Origin of the sequence: Streptomyces sp. 2-1, from assembly GCF_048564895.1 — a bacterium.
GTDB lineage: Bacteria > Actinomycetota > Actinomycetes > Streptomycetales > Streptomycetaceae > Streptomyces > Streptomyces phaeochromogenes.
Genome location: NZ_CP183383.1, coordinates 3883843 through 3898937 on the forward strand (window position 1 = coordinate 3883843; position 15095 = coordinate 3898937).

Annotated in this window: 11 protein-coding genes and 2 pseudogenes; 8 read left to right on the forward strand and 5 right to left on the reverse strand. The window is 71.5% G+C overall.

The annotated features are described in order from the left end of the window. Positions 1-137: 137 nt before the first annotated feature. Together ACN20J_RS17150 and ACN20J_RS17155 are read right to left on the reverse strand one after the other, a co-directional pair. Positions 138-788 (reverse strand): response regulator transcription factor, encoded by a 651-nt coding sequence (locus ACN20J_RS17150; RefSeq protein WP_361896424.1) that lies wholly within the window; start codon positions 786-788, stop codon positions 138-140. 39 nt (positions 789-827) lie between these two features. After that, positions 828-2126: a sensor histidine kinase gene (locus ACN20J_RS17155; protein WP_419666242.1), complete on the reverse strand. Its 1299-nt coding sequence runs from the start codon at positions 2124-2126 to the stop codon at positions 828-830. 362 nt (positions 2127-2488) lie between these two features. Here ACN20J_RS17155 and ACN20J_RS17160 point away from each other — a divergent pair. The 6 genes and pseudogenes from ACN20J_RS17160 to ACN20J_RS17185 all read left to right on the forward strand — a co-directional run. Then, positions 2489-2772: pseudogene (locus ACN20J_RS17160) on the forward strand (NAD(P)/FAD-dependent oxidoreductase); the annotation flags it as partial. Beyond that, positions 2773-5379 carry a nitrite reductase large subunit NirB gene (nirB, locus tag ACN20J_RS17165; RefSeq protein ID WP_361896418.1) on the forward strand — a complete coding sequence of 869 codons (2607 nt, stop codon included), beginning with the start codon at positions 2773-2775 and terminating at the stop codon, positions 5377-5379. It begins immediately after the preceding pseudogene. Beyond that, positions 5376-5768, forward strand: a complete 393-nt coding sequence (nirD, locus tag ACN20J_RS17170; RefSeq protein WP_419666243.1) for a nitrite reductase small subunit NirD — start codon at positions 5376-5378, stop codon at positions 5766-5768. Before nirB ends, nirD begins: the two co-directional genes overlap by 4 nt. Positions 5769-5849: 81 nt before the next feature. After that, positions 5850-6434 carry a TetR/AcrR family transcriptional regulator gene (locus ACN20J_RS17175; protein WP_190227982.1) on the forward strand — a complete coding sequence of 195 codons (585 nt, stop codon included), beginning with the start codon at positions 5850-5852 and terminating at the stop codon, positions 6432-6434. 168 nt (positions 6435-6602) lie between these two features. Next, complete coding sequence (locus ACN20J_RS17180) at positions 6603-7958, forward strand: MFS transporter (RefSeq protein ID WP_419668896.1); 1356 nt, start codon at positions 6603-6605, stop codon at positions 7956-7958. 75 nt (positions 7959-8033) lie between these two features. Continuing rightward, the gene (locus ACN20J_RS17185) at positions 8034-8801 is read left to right on the forward strand and encodes an SDR family NAD(P)-dependent oxidoreductase (RefSeq protein ID WP_419666244.1); all 768 of its coding nucleotides are present in this window, start codon (positions 8034-8036) and stop codon (positions 8799-8801) included. Positions 8802-8934: 133 nt separating this feature from the next. Here the strand turns inward: ACN20J_RS17185 and ACN20J_RS17190 are convergent, their stop codons facing one another. From ACN20J_RS17190 to ACN20J_RS17200, 3 genes and pseudogenes are all read right to left on the reverse strand, one after another. Continuing rightward, positions 8935-10413 carry a sensor histidine kinase gene (locus ACN20J_RS17190; RefSeq protein WP_419666245.1) on the reverse strand — a complete coding sequence of 493 codons (1479 nt, stop codon included), beginning with the start codon at positions 10411-10413 and terminating at the stop codon, positions 8935-8937. Continuing rightward, positions 10410-11465 (reverse strand): winged helix-turn-helix domain-containing protein, encoded by a 1056-nt coding sequence (locus tag ACN20J_RS17195; RefSeq protein ID WP_419668897.1) that lies wholly within the window; start codon positions 11463-11465, stop codon positions 10410-10412. The genes ACN20J_RS17190 and ACN20J_RS17195 overlap by 4 nt, the downstream gene beginning before the upstream one ends. A gap of 435 nt (positions 11466-11900) precedes the next feature. Beyond that, positions 11901-12329: pseudogene (locus ACN20J_RS17200) on the reverse strand (response regulator transcription factor); the annotation flags it as partial. 285 nt (positions 12330-12614) lie between these two features. Between ACN20J_RS17200 and ACN20J_RS17205 the strand changes: the two are divergent. Both ACN20J_RS17205 and ACN20J_RS17210 read left to right on the forward strand, forming a co-directional pair. Beyond that, positions 12615-13220, forward strand: coding sequence for a carbonic anhydrase (locus ACN20J_RS17205; protein ID WP_055616742.1), 606 nt, complete (start codon positions 12615-12617; stop codon positions 13218-13220). Next, complete coding sequence (locus ACN20J_RS17210) at positions 13217-15064, forward strand: SulP family inorganic anion transporter (RefSeq protein ID WP_419666246.1); 1848 nt, start codon at positions 13217-13219, stop codon at positions 15062-15064. The genes ACN20J_RS17205 and ACN20J_RS17210 overlap by 4 nt, the downstream gene beginning before the upstream one ends. Positions 15065-15095 lie beyond the last annotated feature (31 nt).

Sequence of the window (15095 nt, forward strand, 5' to 3'; positions counted from 1 at the left end):
ATCGCGACACTATGGACGAGGTAGATGTGCCGTCCATGAATCCTGTGAACCTTGAGGATCTTCAGAGGTTCGGGGGCGGTGGGCGGGGGCGCTCGGCTCGCCGATTCCGAGCGCCCTCGCCCGCCGTCTCCAGGCCCTCAGCCCGCCGTCTCCAAGTAGCGCAGGACCGCCAGCACCCGCCGGTTCCCCGTGTCGGAGGGCAGCAGGCCGAGCTTGGTGAAGATGTTGGCGATGTGCTTCTCGACGGCCCGTTCAGAGACGCCGAAGGACGTGGCGACGGCGTGGTTCGTGCGGCCCTCGGCCATCAGCGCGAGCACCTCGCGTTCGCGGGGCGTGAGGGCGTCCAGGGCGTTGGTGCGGCGGCTCGCGCCGAAGAGCTGGGCGACGACCTCCGGGTCGAGGGCGGTGCCGCCGGCGGCGACCCGTTCCAGCGCGTCCACGAACTCCCCGATGTCGACGACCCGTTCCTTGAGCAGATAGCCGACGCCGCCCGGGTTGGTCCCGAGGAGCTGTTCGGCGTACTTCGTCTCGACGTACTGGGAGAAGATCAGCACTCCGGTGCCTGGGTGGTCCGCGCGCAGGCGTACGGCGGCCCGCAGGCCCTCGTCGGTCTGGGTCGGCGGCAGCCGGATGTCGACGACGGCGGCGTCCGGGCGGTGCTCGGCCACGGCGGCGAGCAGCGCGTCGGCGTCCCCGACGGCCGCGGCGACGTCGACGCCCCGCAGCTGGAGGAGCTGGGCAAGCCCGTCGCGCAGCAGGGCGGAGTCCTCGGCGATGACGACGCGCATCTGACCCCCGTGATCAGTTAGGCAGTTTGACGACGCAGCTCAGTACGGCAGCTCGACCGTGACCACCGTAGGCCCTCCCGGCGGGCTGTCGCAGGTGAGCGTGCCGTCGACGGTCCGTACGCGGGTCAGCAGGCCGGTGAGCCCGGAGCCCGCGCCGATCGCCGCGCCGCCGCGTCCGGCGTCGTGGACGGTGAGCCGCAGCAGCCCGGCGCGGGCAGTCACCATCACCGTGGCGCCGGCCGCTCCACTGTGTTTCGCCGCGTTGGCGAGGAGTTCGGCGGCGCAGAAGTAGGCGATGGACTCGACGGCGGGCGCGGGGCGGACCCCGATGTCCGTGACGACCTCGACGGGCAGGGCGCTGTCGGCCGCGAGGGTGGCGAGGGCCGTGTCCAGGCCCTGGTCAAGTACGGGAGGGTGGATGCCCTTGACGAGGTGGCGCAGGTCGGCGATGGCCTGCTTGGCGTTGCCCTGCGCGGTGTCGACGACGGCGAGGAGGCGTTCGCGGTCGGCGTCCGCTCCGACCAGTTCCCTGATCATCGTGAGATGCATCGCGAGTCCGACGAGCCGGGCCTGTGTGCCGTCGTGCAGGTCGCGCTCGATGCGGCGCAGCGTCGCCGCGGCGTCGTCCACGGCCTGGGCGCGCGTCTCCTCCAGCGTGCGGATGCGGCGCTCCGCGTCGCTCGGGCCGAGCGTGGCGGTGAGCAGCGCGCGGTGCGGGGCGAGGGCGTGCCGCAGCAGCCAGGGGGCGGCGGCGAGGAGGACGAGCCCGGCCGTCATCGGGATCAACCACCGTGGCCAGGAGTCGAGTTGGACGCCGAGGACTTCGAGCGACACGTGCCGTACGGAGTCGCCGTCGCGCACGGTGTGGTGGTTCCAGCGCTTGAGGAGCGGGTGCAGGGCGGTCTGGGCCCCGTAGGCGTACGCGCCCAGGACCGCCACGTATCCGAGGACGGCCGTGACGGGTGTGGCCAGCGCGCAGCCGACGGCCCGCCAGCCGGCCCGGCCGAGGAGCAGGGCCCGCCGTCTGCCGAGTACGCCCCGCGCGGGAGGCGTCGGCGGCTCCTCGATCTCCAGGCCCAACAGCCGTCGTGTCAGGGCCCGTTGGGCCGTACCGAGCGCGAGCGCGCCCCGCACGGTCAGCGCCAGCACCCACAGCCCCAGCGTGGTCACGGACAGGGCTCCGCCGACGACCAGCCCCACGAGCGTGAGCACGAAGCCGACGAGGGCGAGCGGGAGCGCGATCAGCGCGTAGAGGAGTACGGCGAGGGCCTTCGGCGTGAAGGCGGCGATCGGCCGCCTCAGGACGTCGAGCACGAGCGCGGCGCTCAGTCTGCGCATGTCGCCAACCTACGGTCGGGCATCAGGTCAACCTAGGGTCGGGCTTCACAAGGACCTACGGTCGGGCATCTCCCGGACGGCCCGGCACCTCAAGACTTCCCTGCCCCGGGCCAGCGATCGATGGTGCTCGCACGACCCCCGGGGGTGGGGACAACCGCACCTCGGCCCTGTTGGGGACAACCGCACCTCGACCCTGTTGGGGGCGACCTCACCGCGCCCCCTCCCTGCCTGCCGAGAACCCTCACATCCGCGCCCCGGCCCCGCTGAGGGCAGCGTTCCCCGTGGGAAACAGAGGGGATGCGACCGGGTAACACCGGCACCGCACGCTGCGACGCATGACCTCGAATACGCGTGTGGTGGTGACCGGCGCCGGCCTCGCGGGCGTACGGCTCGCCCGCAGGCTCGGAGAGCTCGGCGTCTTTGCCGTGCCCGCCGGCGACGAGGAGCACACCCCGTACGACAAGGGCGTCATCGTCGACGACGAGCTGCGCACCACCGTCCGCCACGACCGCTCGGTCGGCGGGGTGGTGCTCGTCGGCGAGATCGGCACCGTCGGCGCGCTCGCCCGCGCCCGGGAGGGCGCAGAGCCGCTGCCCTCCGACGGCGGCCCCCGCTCCACCTGCTCACCAACGATGGAGGCTCCTGAATGACCGCCACCCTGGGGGGCACCCCCACGATCGTGCTCGTCGGCCACGGCATGGTCGGCCAGCGCTTCCTCGAAGCGCTCGCCGAGCGCGGCCTGACCGCGACGCACCGCGTGGTCGTGCTGTGCGAGGAGCCACGCCCCGCGTACGACCGCGTGCAGCTGACCTCGTACTTCTCGGGGACCACGCCCGAGGAACTGTCCATGACGGACATGGAGTTCATCAAGGACCACGGGATCGAGCTGCACATCGGTGACCCGGCGGAGACGGTCGACCGGGACGCGAAGCGGGTAACGGCCCGCTCCGGCCTGGAAGTTGAATACGACACGCTCGTCCTGGCCACCGGCTCGTACCCCTTCGTGCCGCCGGTCCCGAACAAGGACGCCGAGGGCTGCTTCGTCTACCGCACGATCGAGGACCTGCTCGCGATCGAGGAGTACGCGAAGGAGCGGGCGACGACCGGTGCCGTGGTCGGCGGCGGGCTGCTCGGACTGGAGGCGGCCGGTGCGCTCAAGGGGCTCGGACTCACCTCCCACATCGTGGAGTTCGCGCCGCGCCTGATGCCGGTGCAGGTCGACGACGGCGGTGGCGCGGCGCTGCTGCGCACCATCGAGGACATGGGCCTGAGCGTCCACACCGGTGTGGGCACGCAGGAGATCGTCACGGACGCCTCGGGCGCCGTGACCGGCATGAAGCTGTCCGACGGCTCCGAACTCGCCACCGACCTGGTGGTCTTCTCGGCCGGTGTCCGCCCCCGCGACCAGCTCGCCCGCGACTGCGGTCTGACGGTCGGCGAGCGCGGCGGCATCACGGTCGACGAGCAGTGCCGGACCGTCAACGACCCGCATGTGTACGCGATCGGCGAGTGCGCGCTCGCGGCCGACGGCCGGGTGTACGGGCTGGTCGCGCCCGGCTACGAGCAGGCGGAGACGGCCGCCTCGGCGATCGCCGCCGACGAGGGCGAGCAGTTGTCGTTCACGGGCGCCGACCTGTCCACCAAGCTCAAGCTGCTCGGCGTGGACGTGGCGTCCTTCGGCGACGCGCACGGCACGGCCGAGGACTGCCTCGACGTCGTCTACTCGGACTCCCGCTCCGGCACGTACAAGAAGCTGGTCATCGGCCGGAACGGCGAGCTGCTCGGCGGCATTCTGGTCGGCGACGCGGAGGCGTACGGGACGCTGCGCGCGTTCACCGGCTCGGTCCCGCCGGTCTCCCCGGAGCAGCTGGTCCTCCCGGCCGGCGCCGGCGCGTCCGTCCAGCTCGGCCCGTCCGCGCTGCCGGACGAGGCGATCATCTGCTCCTGCCACAACGTCACCAAGGGCGCGATCCGCGGCGCGGTCACCGACCACGAGTGCACGACCGTGCCCGAGGTGAAGAAGTGCACCAAGGCCGGTACGGGCTGCGGCAGTTGCGTCAAGGTCCTCGGCCAGCTGGTCACCTCCGAGCTGGAGGCGAGCGGCGTCGAGGTCGACAAGGGGCTGTGCGGCTGCTTCGCCCAGACCCGCGAGGAGCTGTACGAGATCGTCCTCGCCCTGCGCATCACCTCCTACCGCCAACTCCTGGACCGGTACGGGCGGGAGGGCGCCCGGGACGGCGACGGCTGCGAGGTCTGCAAGCCCGCGGTCGGCTCGATCATCGCCTCGCTGGCGCCCACGATCGGCGCCAACGGCTATGTCCTGGACGGCGAGCAGGCCTCGCTCCAGGACACCAACGACCACTTCCTCGCCAACCTCCAGAAGAACGGCTCGTACTCGATCGTGCCGCGCATCCCCGGCGGCGAGATCACCCCCGAGAAGCTCATCGTGATCGGCGAGGTGGCCCGGGACTTCGGCCTCTACACGAAGATCACGGGCGGTCAGCGGATCGACATGTTCGGCGCACGTGTCGAGCAACTCCCGCTGATCTGGGCCCGGTTGGTGGACGCGGGCTTCGAGTCCGGGCACGCGTACGGAAAGTCGCTGCGGACGGTCAAGTCCTGCGTGGGGCAGACCTGGTGCCGCTACGGCGTACAGGACTCGGTGCGCATGGCGATCGACCTGGAGCTGCGCTACCGGGGCCTGAGGTCCCCGCACAAGCTCAAGTCGGCGGTCTCCGGTTGCGCCCGCGAGTGCGCGGAGGCCCAGTCGAAGGACTTCGGCATCATCGCCACCGCCAACGGCTGGAACCTGTACGTCGGCGGCAACGGCGGCGCGACCCCGCGCCACGCCGACCTCCTCGCCCAGGACCTCTCCGACGCCGAACTGATCCGCCTGATCGACCGATTCCTGATGTTCTACATCCGCACGGCGGACCGGCTGGAGCGCACCTCGACCTGGCTGGAGCGGATCCCCGGCGGCCTCGACCACATCCGCGAGGTGGTCGTGGAGGACTCGCTCGGCATCTGCGAGGAGCTGGAGTCCCTGATGACGGCGCACGTCGCGGCCTACCGCGACGAGTGGGCCGAGACCATCAACGACCCGGAGAAGCTCTCCCGCTTCGTCTCCTTCGTGAACGCCCCGGACACCCCCGACCCGGTCGTCGGCTTCGTCCCCGAGCGCGACCAGATCAAGCCCGACCTGCCGCTGCTGACCATCGGCACGCGTCCCCTGGAAGGAAGCGCCCAGCGATGACCCTGGCCTCCGAGACGACCACGACGACAACCGCGACCACGGCAACGACCACGGCGAACACGGCGAACACGGTCCAACTCCAGCTGACGGACGGCTGGTTCACGGTCTGCGACCTGGCCGTACTGATGCCCGGCCGCGGGGTGGCGGCACTGCTCCCGGACGGCCACCAGGTCGCGCTCTTCCTGGACCGCACGGGCCGTATGTACGCGATCGACAACCGCGACCCGTTCTCCGGCGCGGCCGTCCTCTCCCGCGGCCTCACGGGCACCCACCAGGGCCGCCCGTTCGTCGCCTCACCCCTCCTCAAGCAGCGCTTCGACCTGGAGTCGGGCCAGTGCCTGGACGACGAGACGGTGAGGGTGGCGACGTACGAGGTGCGGGCGCGATAGGCCGCCGTGGCACCGGATTCCGTTCGGCCCACACCGAGTTCATCTTGACCGATCGTTTCAGAAAGGCCTAGGCTGCGGTACGTGGCCAGGACCAAGGAGTTCGATCCGGACGCCGCGCTGCAGTCGGCCCTCGAGCTGTTCTGGCGGCGCGGCTACGAGGCGACGTCGATGGCGGACCTCGTCGAGCATCTCGGCGTCGGGCGCGCCAGCATCTACGCGACCTTCGGCAACAAGCACGACCTGTACCTGAAGGCGCTGGACCGGTACGGGGAGTCGCGCGATGCGCTGATGCTGCACGAGTTGTCGCAGGCGGGGGCCGCGTTGCCCGCCGTGCGGGCAACGGTGCGGCGGTTCGCCGCCGAGGCGACGGACGATGCCCGCCGGCGGGCGGGCTGCTTCGTCACCAACACGGCGGCCGAGCTCGCGCCCCACGACACGGCGGCAGCCCGTCTCGTGGAGCACAGCTGGGACCACGTCGAGACGCTGATGCACTCGGCGCTCGTGCGGGCGCAGGCACAGGGGGAGCTCGCGGAGGACCGGGATCCTCGGGCGTTGGCCCGCATGTTGCTGGTGCTGATGCAGGGGCTTCGCGTGGTGGGCAAGGCGTCGGCGGAGCCCGGGCGGGTTCGGGATGCGGCTGAGCAGGCTCTGACCTTGTTGGATTGATTCGGCGCGTCCTGGTCCGCTGTCGCCTGCTGGGCCGTGGGGGCTTGTCGCGCCGTTCCTCGCGCCTCTAAAAGATTGCGCAGTTCCCCGCACCCTTTGAGGGGCGCGTTTTGGCTGCCCTCATATTGAAACGATCGGTCTAATTAGGGGGAACTTGTGACCGTGACAATGGCGCCTCCTGGCTCCAGCCGGGCTGCGTTCGCGTTGCTCGGTGGTGTGCAGGTCACCCTGATATTCACATTGGCCGCCGTGGCCGTGCCGTTGCCGGGGATCGGGGTGGAATTCGGGGTGCGGCGCGAGGAGTTGATCCTGCTCAGTGCGGCGTACGGGCTGACGTTCGCCGGGCTGTTGCTGTTCGGGGGACGGCTCGCCGACCGGTACGGCGGTCAACGGACTCTCACCGCAGGGCTGTTGGTGTTCGGACTCGCGTCGGCCGCCGCCCCGCTCGCTCCCGGGTACGGCACTCTGCTCGCGGCCCGGCTCACCCAGGGTGTGGGCGCTGCCCTGATCGCGCCGGCCGCGATGGCGGTACTGCGGACGGTGTTCCCCTCCCCCGCCGCGTACGGCGGGGCGATGGCCACCTGGGGCGGTCTGTCCGTCCTCGGCGCCACGGCGGGCAATCTGCTCTCCGGCGTCATCTCCGCACTCCTGTCCTGGCGTTGGGCCTTCGCCGTACCGCTCACCGTGACGGTGGCGGCGCTCGCACTGGCCCCCCGGGTGCTGCCCGCGGCGACCGGGTCCCACTCCGGGACGGGCAGGCCCGAGCACCCGGCCCGCCGCCCCCGTCTCGACCTGCCCGGCGCGCTCTTGGCCACGGCCGGGCTGGCCTCCGCCAGTTATGGACTCGTGCTTACGGACGCCTGGTCCTGGACGTCGGGCCGGGTGCTGGCGCCGCTGGTCGCCGGAGTCGTACTGCTGGCCATGTTCGTCGGGGTCGAGCGGCGGGCGCCCGATCCATTGCTGCCGCCGCGCTTCCTGCTCGACCGGCGGCGCGCGCTCGGGCTCGCCGCCACCGCGCTGACCGCGGCCGGGACCGCCACCGTCTTCGTGCTGTTCTCGCTCCACCTTCAGGACGAACGCGGCTGGTCGGCGCTGCGGACGTCGGCCGCGTTCGTGCCGTTCGCCGTGGCGCTCCTCGCGTCGGGCCGGGTGGCGGGGCGGCTCATCGGCCGGTACGGGGCGCCCGTCGTCACCGGTACCGGGCTGGCCGTCGGCGCCGTTGGCCTCGTACTCCTCGCGCTCCTCGGAATGAACGGGACAGTCCCGTACGCGTACGGGCTTCTCCCCGGCTTCGTCCTGCTGGCCGCCGGGGTCGCCGCCTCCTTCGCCGGGGCAGCCGTGCTGGCCACCGACCGGGTGCCGGCGGAACGGACCGGGCTCGCGGGCGGGGTGCACAACACGGCGATGGAGACCGGGCCGACCGTCGTCTTCGCCCTGGTGCTCGGCGTGGGCGGCGACACGGCGAGCCTCGCGGTGACCGCGGCCCTCTTCGGCACCGCGGCCCTGGCCCTGCGGCTCGCCTGATCCTCACTTCCGCGTTCCTCAACTCACCATGCCCGACACGTTCCTCAACTCACCATGTCTGAAAGGGAGTTAGTTATGAACCGCACCCGCTTCTCGCACCGCACCGTCCTCGTCACCGGGGGCGGAACCGGGATCGGGCGGGCCGTCGCGCTCGCGTTCGCCGCGGAGGGGGCCTCCGTCGTCGTGGCGGGCCGTACCCGGGCGTCGCTCGACGAGACCGTCGACCTCGCCGAACGGGCCGGTGGCACGGCGGTCGCGCAGGTCACCGACGTGGCACGCCCGGCGGACGTGGAGGCACTCGTCCGCACGGCCGTCGACCGGTTCGGCTCTCTCGACATAGCCGTGAACAACGCGGGCGTCTTCCGGGGCGGACAGCCCGTCGCCGACCTCCCCGAGGAGGACTGGCGGACCCTGCTCGACATCAACGTCACCGGTGTACTTCTCGCCCTTCAGGCAGAGGTCCGGCAGATGCGGACCCAGCCGGGCGGCGGCGCGATCGTCAACGTCTCCTCCAACCTGGGCGCGCACAAGCAGTGGCCCAACACCACCGCGTACGCGGCCTCCAAGGCCGCCGTGTCCGCGCTCACCGCCGGTGCCGCGCTCGACCACGTCGCCGACGGCATCCGTATCAACGCCGTGAGCCCCGGTGCCTCCGCGACCACCATGTCCCTGCGGCCCGGCGAGACCGAGGCCGACCGTGCCGCGCGAATGAAGGAGGAGTCACCGCTCGGCCGCGTCTCCTCGACGGAGGAGGTGGCCGAGGCCGTTCTCTACCTGGCATCCGACGCCGCCGCGTCCGTAGTCGGCACGGACCTGGTGATCGACGGGGGCACGTCGCTGTAGTGGGCGGCGACAGGCGATGACGTCGAGTGCGGGCCACATGTGGTTGCTCGCGCCCCATTCAGGGGCGCGGGGAACTGCGCAATCTTTTAGGGGCGCGGGGAACTGCGCAGCCAGCCCCCGCCGGCCCGCACCTTCAGAACACCCGTTGAGCCGCGCTCTCCAGCGGTCTCGGCGGCACCGCCGGGGCACCAACGACAGGCGGCAGCCGAACCACCGCGTCAAGCCCGCCGGAGGCAGAGGCAGCCGGGCGCAGCAGGACATCCCCGCCACTCGCATGGGCAAGGCGCTGGACGAGGGCCAGCCCAAGACCCGTACCGCCCTTCGGCGCGTCGGGGGCACGCCAGAAGCGGTCGAAGGCGCGTCGGCGCTGTTCCTCGGTCATGCCGGGACCCTCGTCCGTGACGTGGAGTTCGACGCGGGCCGGACCCGCAGGGCGGTGACCGAAGCGGCGTTCGTGGGTCTCGGGCCTGCGCAGGTCGATGGAGACGGTGGAGTAACGGGGCGAAACCCGCAGGGAATTGGACAGCAGGTTGTCCAGGATCTGCTCGACCGCGCCGGGCAGGGCGAGGACCGGCCCGCCGTAGTCGCCCAGCAGCACGAGCTGTACCCCGTGCTGCTCGAACATCGGCGCCCAGGCCCGGTGCCGCTCCGCGCAGACCCGGTCCAGGTCCACCTGTTCGCGCACGGCCGCGCTCTCGTCGAGCCTGGCCATCGCCAGCAGCCCCTCGACCATCCTGGCGAGCCGGTCGGTCTCGGTGATCGCGGCGGTCAGGTTGCCCCGGGCGTGCAGGGCGATGTCGGACTCCAGGTTCTCCAGGCGCAGCCGCAGCGCGGCGAGGGGCGTCTTGAGCTGGTGCGAGGCCTCGCCCGCGAAGGCTCGCTGGGAGGCGAGGAGGTGTTCGAGGCGGGCGGCCGTACGGTTGAAGGTCGCCGCGAGACTCCGTACCTCCGGCGGTCCCTTGGTGATCGCCACCGGTGTGGAGGGGCCGCCGTCGGCCAACTCGTGGGTGGCCAGCTCCAGTTCACGGATGGGGCGGCCGGTCCAGCGGGCGATGGCGAAGCCGATGACCGCGACGGCGGTGAGGGCCGCGAGCCCGCCGAGGGCCAGCAGCAGCCAGACGTGGTGCACCCTCGCATGCACCATCTGCGTGGGCAGCGTGATCCACACGGCGCCCTGTTTGTACGAGCCGTGCGCGATCGGCGCCGCGACGGACAGGTACTGGACGCCGCCGATGGTGGAGGTGCGGACGTCCTGCGTCGCGGTTCCCCGCAGGGCCGCCGCGATCCCGGGACGGGCGGCGAGGCCCTGGGTCTCGGCCGCCGTCAGCGTGTGCGAGCTGGTGACCAGCGTGCCCGACCGGTCGACGATCACCACCTTGCCGTCGATGCGCTCGGCACAGCGGCTCACCCTGCCGGGCAGGTCCTGCCCAGCGCGTCCGCCCATGGAGAGGGCCAGCGAGGCGTACGCGGAGACCGACTCCGCCTCGTCCTTCGCCATGTTGGTGACGCGCTCCCGCTCGCCCCTGGAGTACACGAACCCCAGCGGGATCTCCAGGCAGAGCAGGAGCAGCACGGCGAGACTCAGATAGCTGAGCAGGAGGCGACGCGTCACCGGAAGGCCGCCGGCCGGGCTTCATGGGATCCACCGTCCGGGAGGTCGTCGTACGCGCCGCTCGACCCGAACGACTCGAATGACCCGAAGGATCCGTACGAGCCGGAGGCACTGTACGAGCCAGTCGAGCCGGTCGAACCGGATGCGTCGTACGAGCCGTTCGGTCTGCCGGGCTGCTCCCCGTACGAGCCGCCCGGGGCCCTACCCGTTGCACCACCCGCTGCCCCGCCCGCCGAGGGCGGCCGGTTCTGCACGGCCAGCCTGAAACCGACCCCGCGCAGGGTCTGGATCCACGCCGGGTTCCCCAACTTCCTTCGCAGCGTGGCCACATGGACGTCCAGCGTCTTGGTCGGGCCCTGGTAGTGCGGGTCCCACACCCGGTCCAGGATCTGCTGCCGCGAGTAGACCGCTCCGGGGTCCTCGGTGAGCAGCGCGAGCAGTTCGAACTCCTTCGGCGTCAGCGAGACCGGCGAGTCCCCGACCCAGACCTGCCGGGTACGGCGGTCGACGACGAGCGGGCCGGGGGCGGGCGGCGTCTCTGCAACCGGCTCCGACTCCGACTCGGCATCGAGTGCCCCTTCGACGGGCCCTGCCGACGCCGCCCGCCTCGGCCGCCCGGCCGGGACCGGCGGTGCGAACTCGAAGGCGGGCCCGGCGTCGAAGGAACGCGACGACTCGTCGAACGACAGGTGGTCGTACGGGTCCGGCGCCCGGGTGCCTCCGGATGAGCCGTACGAGGCAGATGCGCGGGTGCCCCCGGCCGAGTCGTACGAGTTCGATGCGCGGGTATCCCCGGCTGACTCGTACGAGTCGTACGAGTCCGGCGCGCGAGTCGCTCCGGACGGGCCGTACGAGGATCGCGTGTCGGTGCCGCCGGAGTGGTCGTCGTACGAGGACCGCGCGCGGGTGCCTGTGCCTGTGCCGTCGGTTCGGTCGTACGAAGGCCGCGCGGCCGATGCCGTATCCGCCCCCGCGCCGGCCGACCCCGGTTCGCCCGAACCGGCCCTGCCTCGCCCGGTGTTGCCCGGCTCACAACTGCCTCGCCCAGGCATGTCCGGCCCCGCCGAGAACGACTCGCCCGAGAACGACTCACCAGCGAACGGTTCGCCGCCGAACGACTCACCCCTGAAAGGCTTCTCCTCCCGAGGTTCCGCCGCCCGGGGCTCGTCCCGGGGTTCCGCGTCCCGGGGCCAGGCACTGGTGGACCCGGCACTCGCAGAGGACCCCGACTCGTACGCCCCCTCGGCGCGGGAGGACCGCCAGTCGGACGAACCGACGTCCGAGTACCGGGAATTCGAGTACCCGGCATCCGAGGATCCGCTGTCCGAGGGCCCGGCGTCCGGAGCCCCGGCACCAGGCGCCTCCGCGGCGGCGGCCGGCCCGTCGCCGAGCAGGCCGGTCACCCGCACCCCCGCCCCCAGGGTCCCCGACCCGAGCGGCCCCGTACCGAGGTGGCTCGCGCCGAGCGGACCCGTGCCGAACGGGCCCACCACAGGCGTCCCGCCCGGCGGCGTGGCCATGAACTCGCCCTCGGTCAGGCCCGGTTGGAGGCCCCGGCCCTGCTGGGTGCGCCGGGTGACCGCCCGGATGCGGGCCACCAGCTCCCGCAGGCTGAAAGGTTTCGCCAGATAGTCGTCCGCACCGAGTTCCAGACCCAGAACGCGGTCGGCCTCCTCACCTCGCGCGCTGAGGATGATGACGGGCACGTCGGAGTACTGCCGGATCCCCCGGCAGACGTCGATGCCGTCCATGTCGGGCAGCCCGAGGTCGAGCAGGACGACATCGCCGTACGGCCCTCTCAGCCCCGCGGCCCCGGTCGAGACGTGGTCGACCGTCAGCCCGAAGTGACCCAGACCCTCGGCGAGCGGCTCGGCGATCGTCTCGTCGTCCTCGATGAGCAGCACTCGTACGCCCATAGGTCCTGTCTCCCCATGAATCCGGACAGCACGAATTCCGTGCCGTGGAGGGGACACGCTACAAGAGCCGTCATGACCACGTCGCCCATACCCGAGGTAATGTGACCGGCCGCTCAAAAACCGTCCATGGATGGCTCGTTGACGCTGATTCAGTGCCCGCCGGGACGAAATATGGGCCATTCCTGGCCGCGCTCTAGTGTTCCCTTAACCTTCGCCTGGCAGTGGCCCCCCTACGGTGAGAGCACGACGGGAAAGCCCTGGTCGAACCCCCTGCCGGGAGGAACCGTGAAGGCACTGCTGGACCGCGCCCGCTCGTTCAAGAGGCGCGTCGATTTCGAGAGCGGCGAATACCGGAAGCTGGCCGAAGGCCAATATCCGGAGGCATTGTTCATTACCTGCTCGGACTCGCGGGTCATACCCGCCCTGATCACGGGCGCACGGCCCGGAGAGATATTCGAGCTGCGGAACGCAGGCAATATCGTGCCACCGCACGGACGGCAGGGCGCGTCCGGCGAGGCAGCCACCATCGAGTACGCACTGGAGGTGCTCGGCGTTCAGGACATCGTCGTGTGTGGCCACTCCCACTGCGGCGCGATGGGCGCCCTGAAGTCCGGCGACGACCTGTCCGCGCTGCCCGGGGTGGACGCCTGGCTGGACCTGGCCCGCCCGGAGCTCGCGCCGTTGCTCGACGGGGCGTGCGAGGACCCGTCGATGCCGGCGGTGGCCCAGCTCAACGTCGTCAACCAGCTTGAGGCGCTGCGGAGTTACCCGGTGACCAAGCCACGGCTCGACGCAGGACGTCTGCGGCTGCACGGCTGGTACTACGAGGTCGACACCGGCCAGGTCCACGAGCTGGACGAGGACGGTCACTTCCGGGTGCACGCCGCATGAGCGGGATGCACGCACGCGGACGCGTACCGGCGCACGCCAGGATCCCGGACGCCCCACCCGTCCCGGACTTCCCGGCCCCGGCCGCCCCCGCCCACGCCCCCACGTACGCCCCGGACATCACACCGTCGGCCACCTCCCCGATGGACAAGACGGCCAAGACGGACAGGGCCGCCAGGTCGGACAAGAACGGCAAGGGCCCGAAGGTCGACCTCGCCACCGAGATCACCGCCTCCCTCGTCGTCTTCCTCGTCGCGCTCCCCCTGTGCATCGGTGTGGCCGTCGCGTCCGGTGTCCCTGCCGAGCTGGGGATCATCTCCGGTGTCATCGGCGGCCTGGTGGTCGGCGCGGCGCGCGGCAGCACGCTCCAAGTCAGCGGTCCGGCGGCCGGGTTGGCGGCCCTCGTGGCGGAGACGGTCCTCGAGTACGGCGTCGCCATGCTCGGTGTGATCGTCCTCGGTTCGGGCATTCTGCAGATCGTCCTGGGCCTGGTCCGTCTCGGCCGGATCTTCCAGGCGATCTCGCTGGCCGTCGTCCAGGGGATGCTCGCGGGCATCGGACTGCCGCTGATGTTCAGCCAGTTGTACCCGATGTCGGACTCCAAGGCCCCGGGCACCCCGATCGAGAACATGGCGGGCCTGCCCGGTCTGATCGCCGACACCTTCGCCAACCCCCAGGCGCTGATCGCTGCGGGACTCGGCGTCGTCACCATCGTGCTCAGCTTCCTGTGGAAGAAGATGCCGGGCCCGGTCAAGAAGATCCCGGCCGCGCTCGTGGCCGTCGGGATCGGTATCGGGGTCGCCTCGCTGCCGGGCGTGGACGTGAAGACGCTCCAGGTGGGCAATCTGCTCGCGTCCGTGGACGTCCCCGGTCCGACGGAGTTCGCGGGGCTCGCCGACATCGGGATCATCACCGCGATCCTCACCTTCACGGTGATCGCCTCGGCGGAGAGCCTCTTCACGGCCGCGGCGGTGGACCGTATGCACAGCGGCCCGCGCACCCGCTACAACCCCGAACTCATCGCCCAGGGCGCCGGAAACACCGTGGCGGGCCTCCTGGGCGCGCTGCCCATCACGGCGGTCGTGGCCCGCAGTTCCGCGAACGTACAGGCGGGCGCCAAGACCCGCCTGTCCCGCACCCTGCACGGTCTGTGGCTGCTGGCCTTCGCGCTGCTCCTGCCCCAGGTCCTCGCCCTGATCCCGATCGCCGTCCTCGCGGGTGTCCTCGTACACAGCGGCTGGAAGCTCTTCGCCCCCGAGGAGTTCCCGAAGATGTGGCGCCAGGACCGGGGCGAGTTCGCGGTCATGACCCTCACGACTCTGGTCATCGTGGCGACCGCGCTCCTCGAAGGCGTCCTCTTCGGCCTGGCCGCCGGTATCGTCCTCGCGGCCCTGCGCATGTCGCAGACCGTCATCAAGCAGCACCTGGAGGAGGACACCGCCAAGGTCGTCATGGCGGGCAACGCCACGTTCCTGCGGCTGCCGCAGCTCATCGAGGCGCTGGAGGCCGCCGCGGAGGCGGGCAAGCCGCGCATCCGGCTCGACCTGACGGGTGTGACCCACCTGGATCATGCGTGCCGCAACCAGGTCGAGGAGTTCGTCGCCCAGCAGCGGGGGTTCGGGCTGCGGGTGGAGTTGCTGATGCCGGGTCCGGCGAAGCCGGTTGGCGAGGCTGCGCCTGCGCCTGTGGCGGACTTGGCTGATGAGTGGGATCGGCCGGCCGGGACCGGGCTGCCCCGGCGGCCGTACGCGCCCGCGGCCGCGGGGCCGACGCAGGGGCCCGGGCCCACGGCGGAGTGGTTCTATCTCGACACGCGGCCCATGCCTGAGGAGTACGCCTCTCGGTGAGCTCCGCCCGGGTCGTTTCGTATGTGCGGGT

What these genes read in the sequence shown, in the direction of transcription:
- nirB (WP_361896418.1), top strand. Translation starts at nt 2,773, where the DNA reads ATGACCGCCACCCTGGGGGGCACCCCCACGATCGTGCTCGTCGGCCAC.
- nirD (WP_419666243.1), top strand. Translation starts at nt 5,376, where the DNA reads ATGACCCTGGCCTCCGAGACGACCACGACGACAACCGCGACCACGGCA.
- ACN20J_RS17210 (WP_419666246.1), top strand. Translation starts at nt 13,217, where the DNA reads ATGAGCGGGATGCACGCACGCGGACGCGTACCGGCGCACGCCAGGATC.
- ACN20J_RS17185 (WP_419666244.1), top strand. Translation starts at nt 8,034, where the DNA reads ATGAACCGCACCCGCTTCTCGCACCGCACCGTCCTCGTCACCGGGGGC.
- ACN20J_RS17195 (WP_419668897.1), bottom strand. Translation starts at nt 11,465, where the DNA reads ATGCCTGGGCGAGGCAGTTGTGAGCCGGGCAACACCGGGCGAGGCAGG.
- ACN20J_RS17150 (WP_361896424.1), bottom strand. Translation starts at nt 788, where the DNA reads ATGCGCGTCGTCATCGCCGAGGACTCCGCCCTGCTGCGCGACGGGCTT.
- ACN20J_RS17180 (WP_419668896.1), top strand. Translation starts at nt 6,603, where the DNA reads ATGGCGCCTCCTGGCTCCAGCCGGGCTGCGTTCGCGTTGCTCGGTGGT.
- ACN20J_RS17155 (WP_419666242.1), bottom strand. Translation starts at nt 2,126, where the DNA reads ATGCGCAGACTGAGCGCCGCGCTCGTGCTCGACGTCCTGAGGCGGCCG.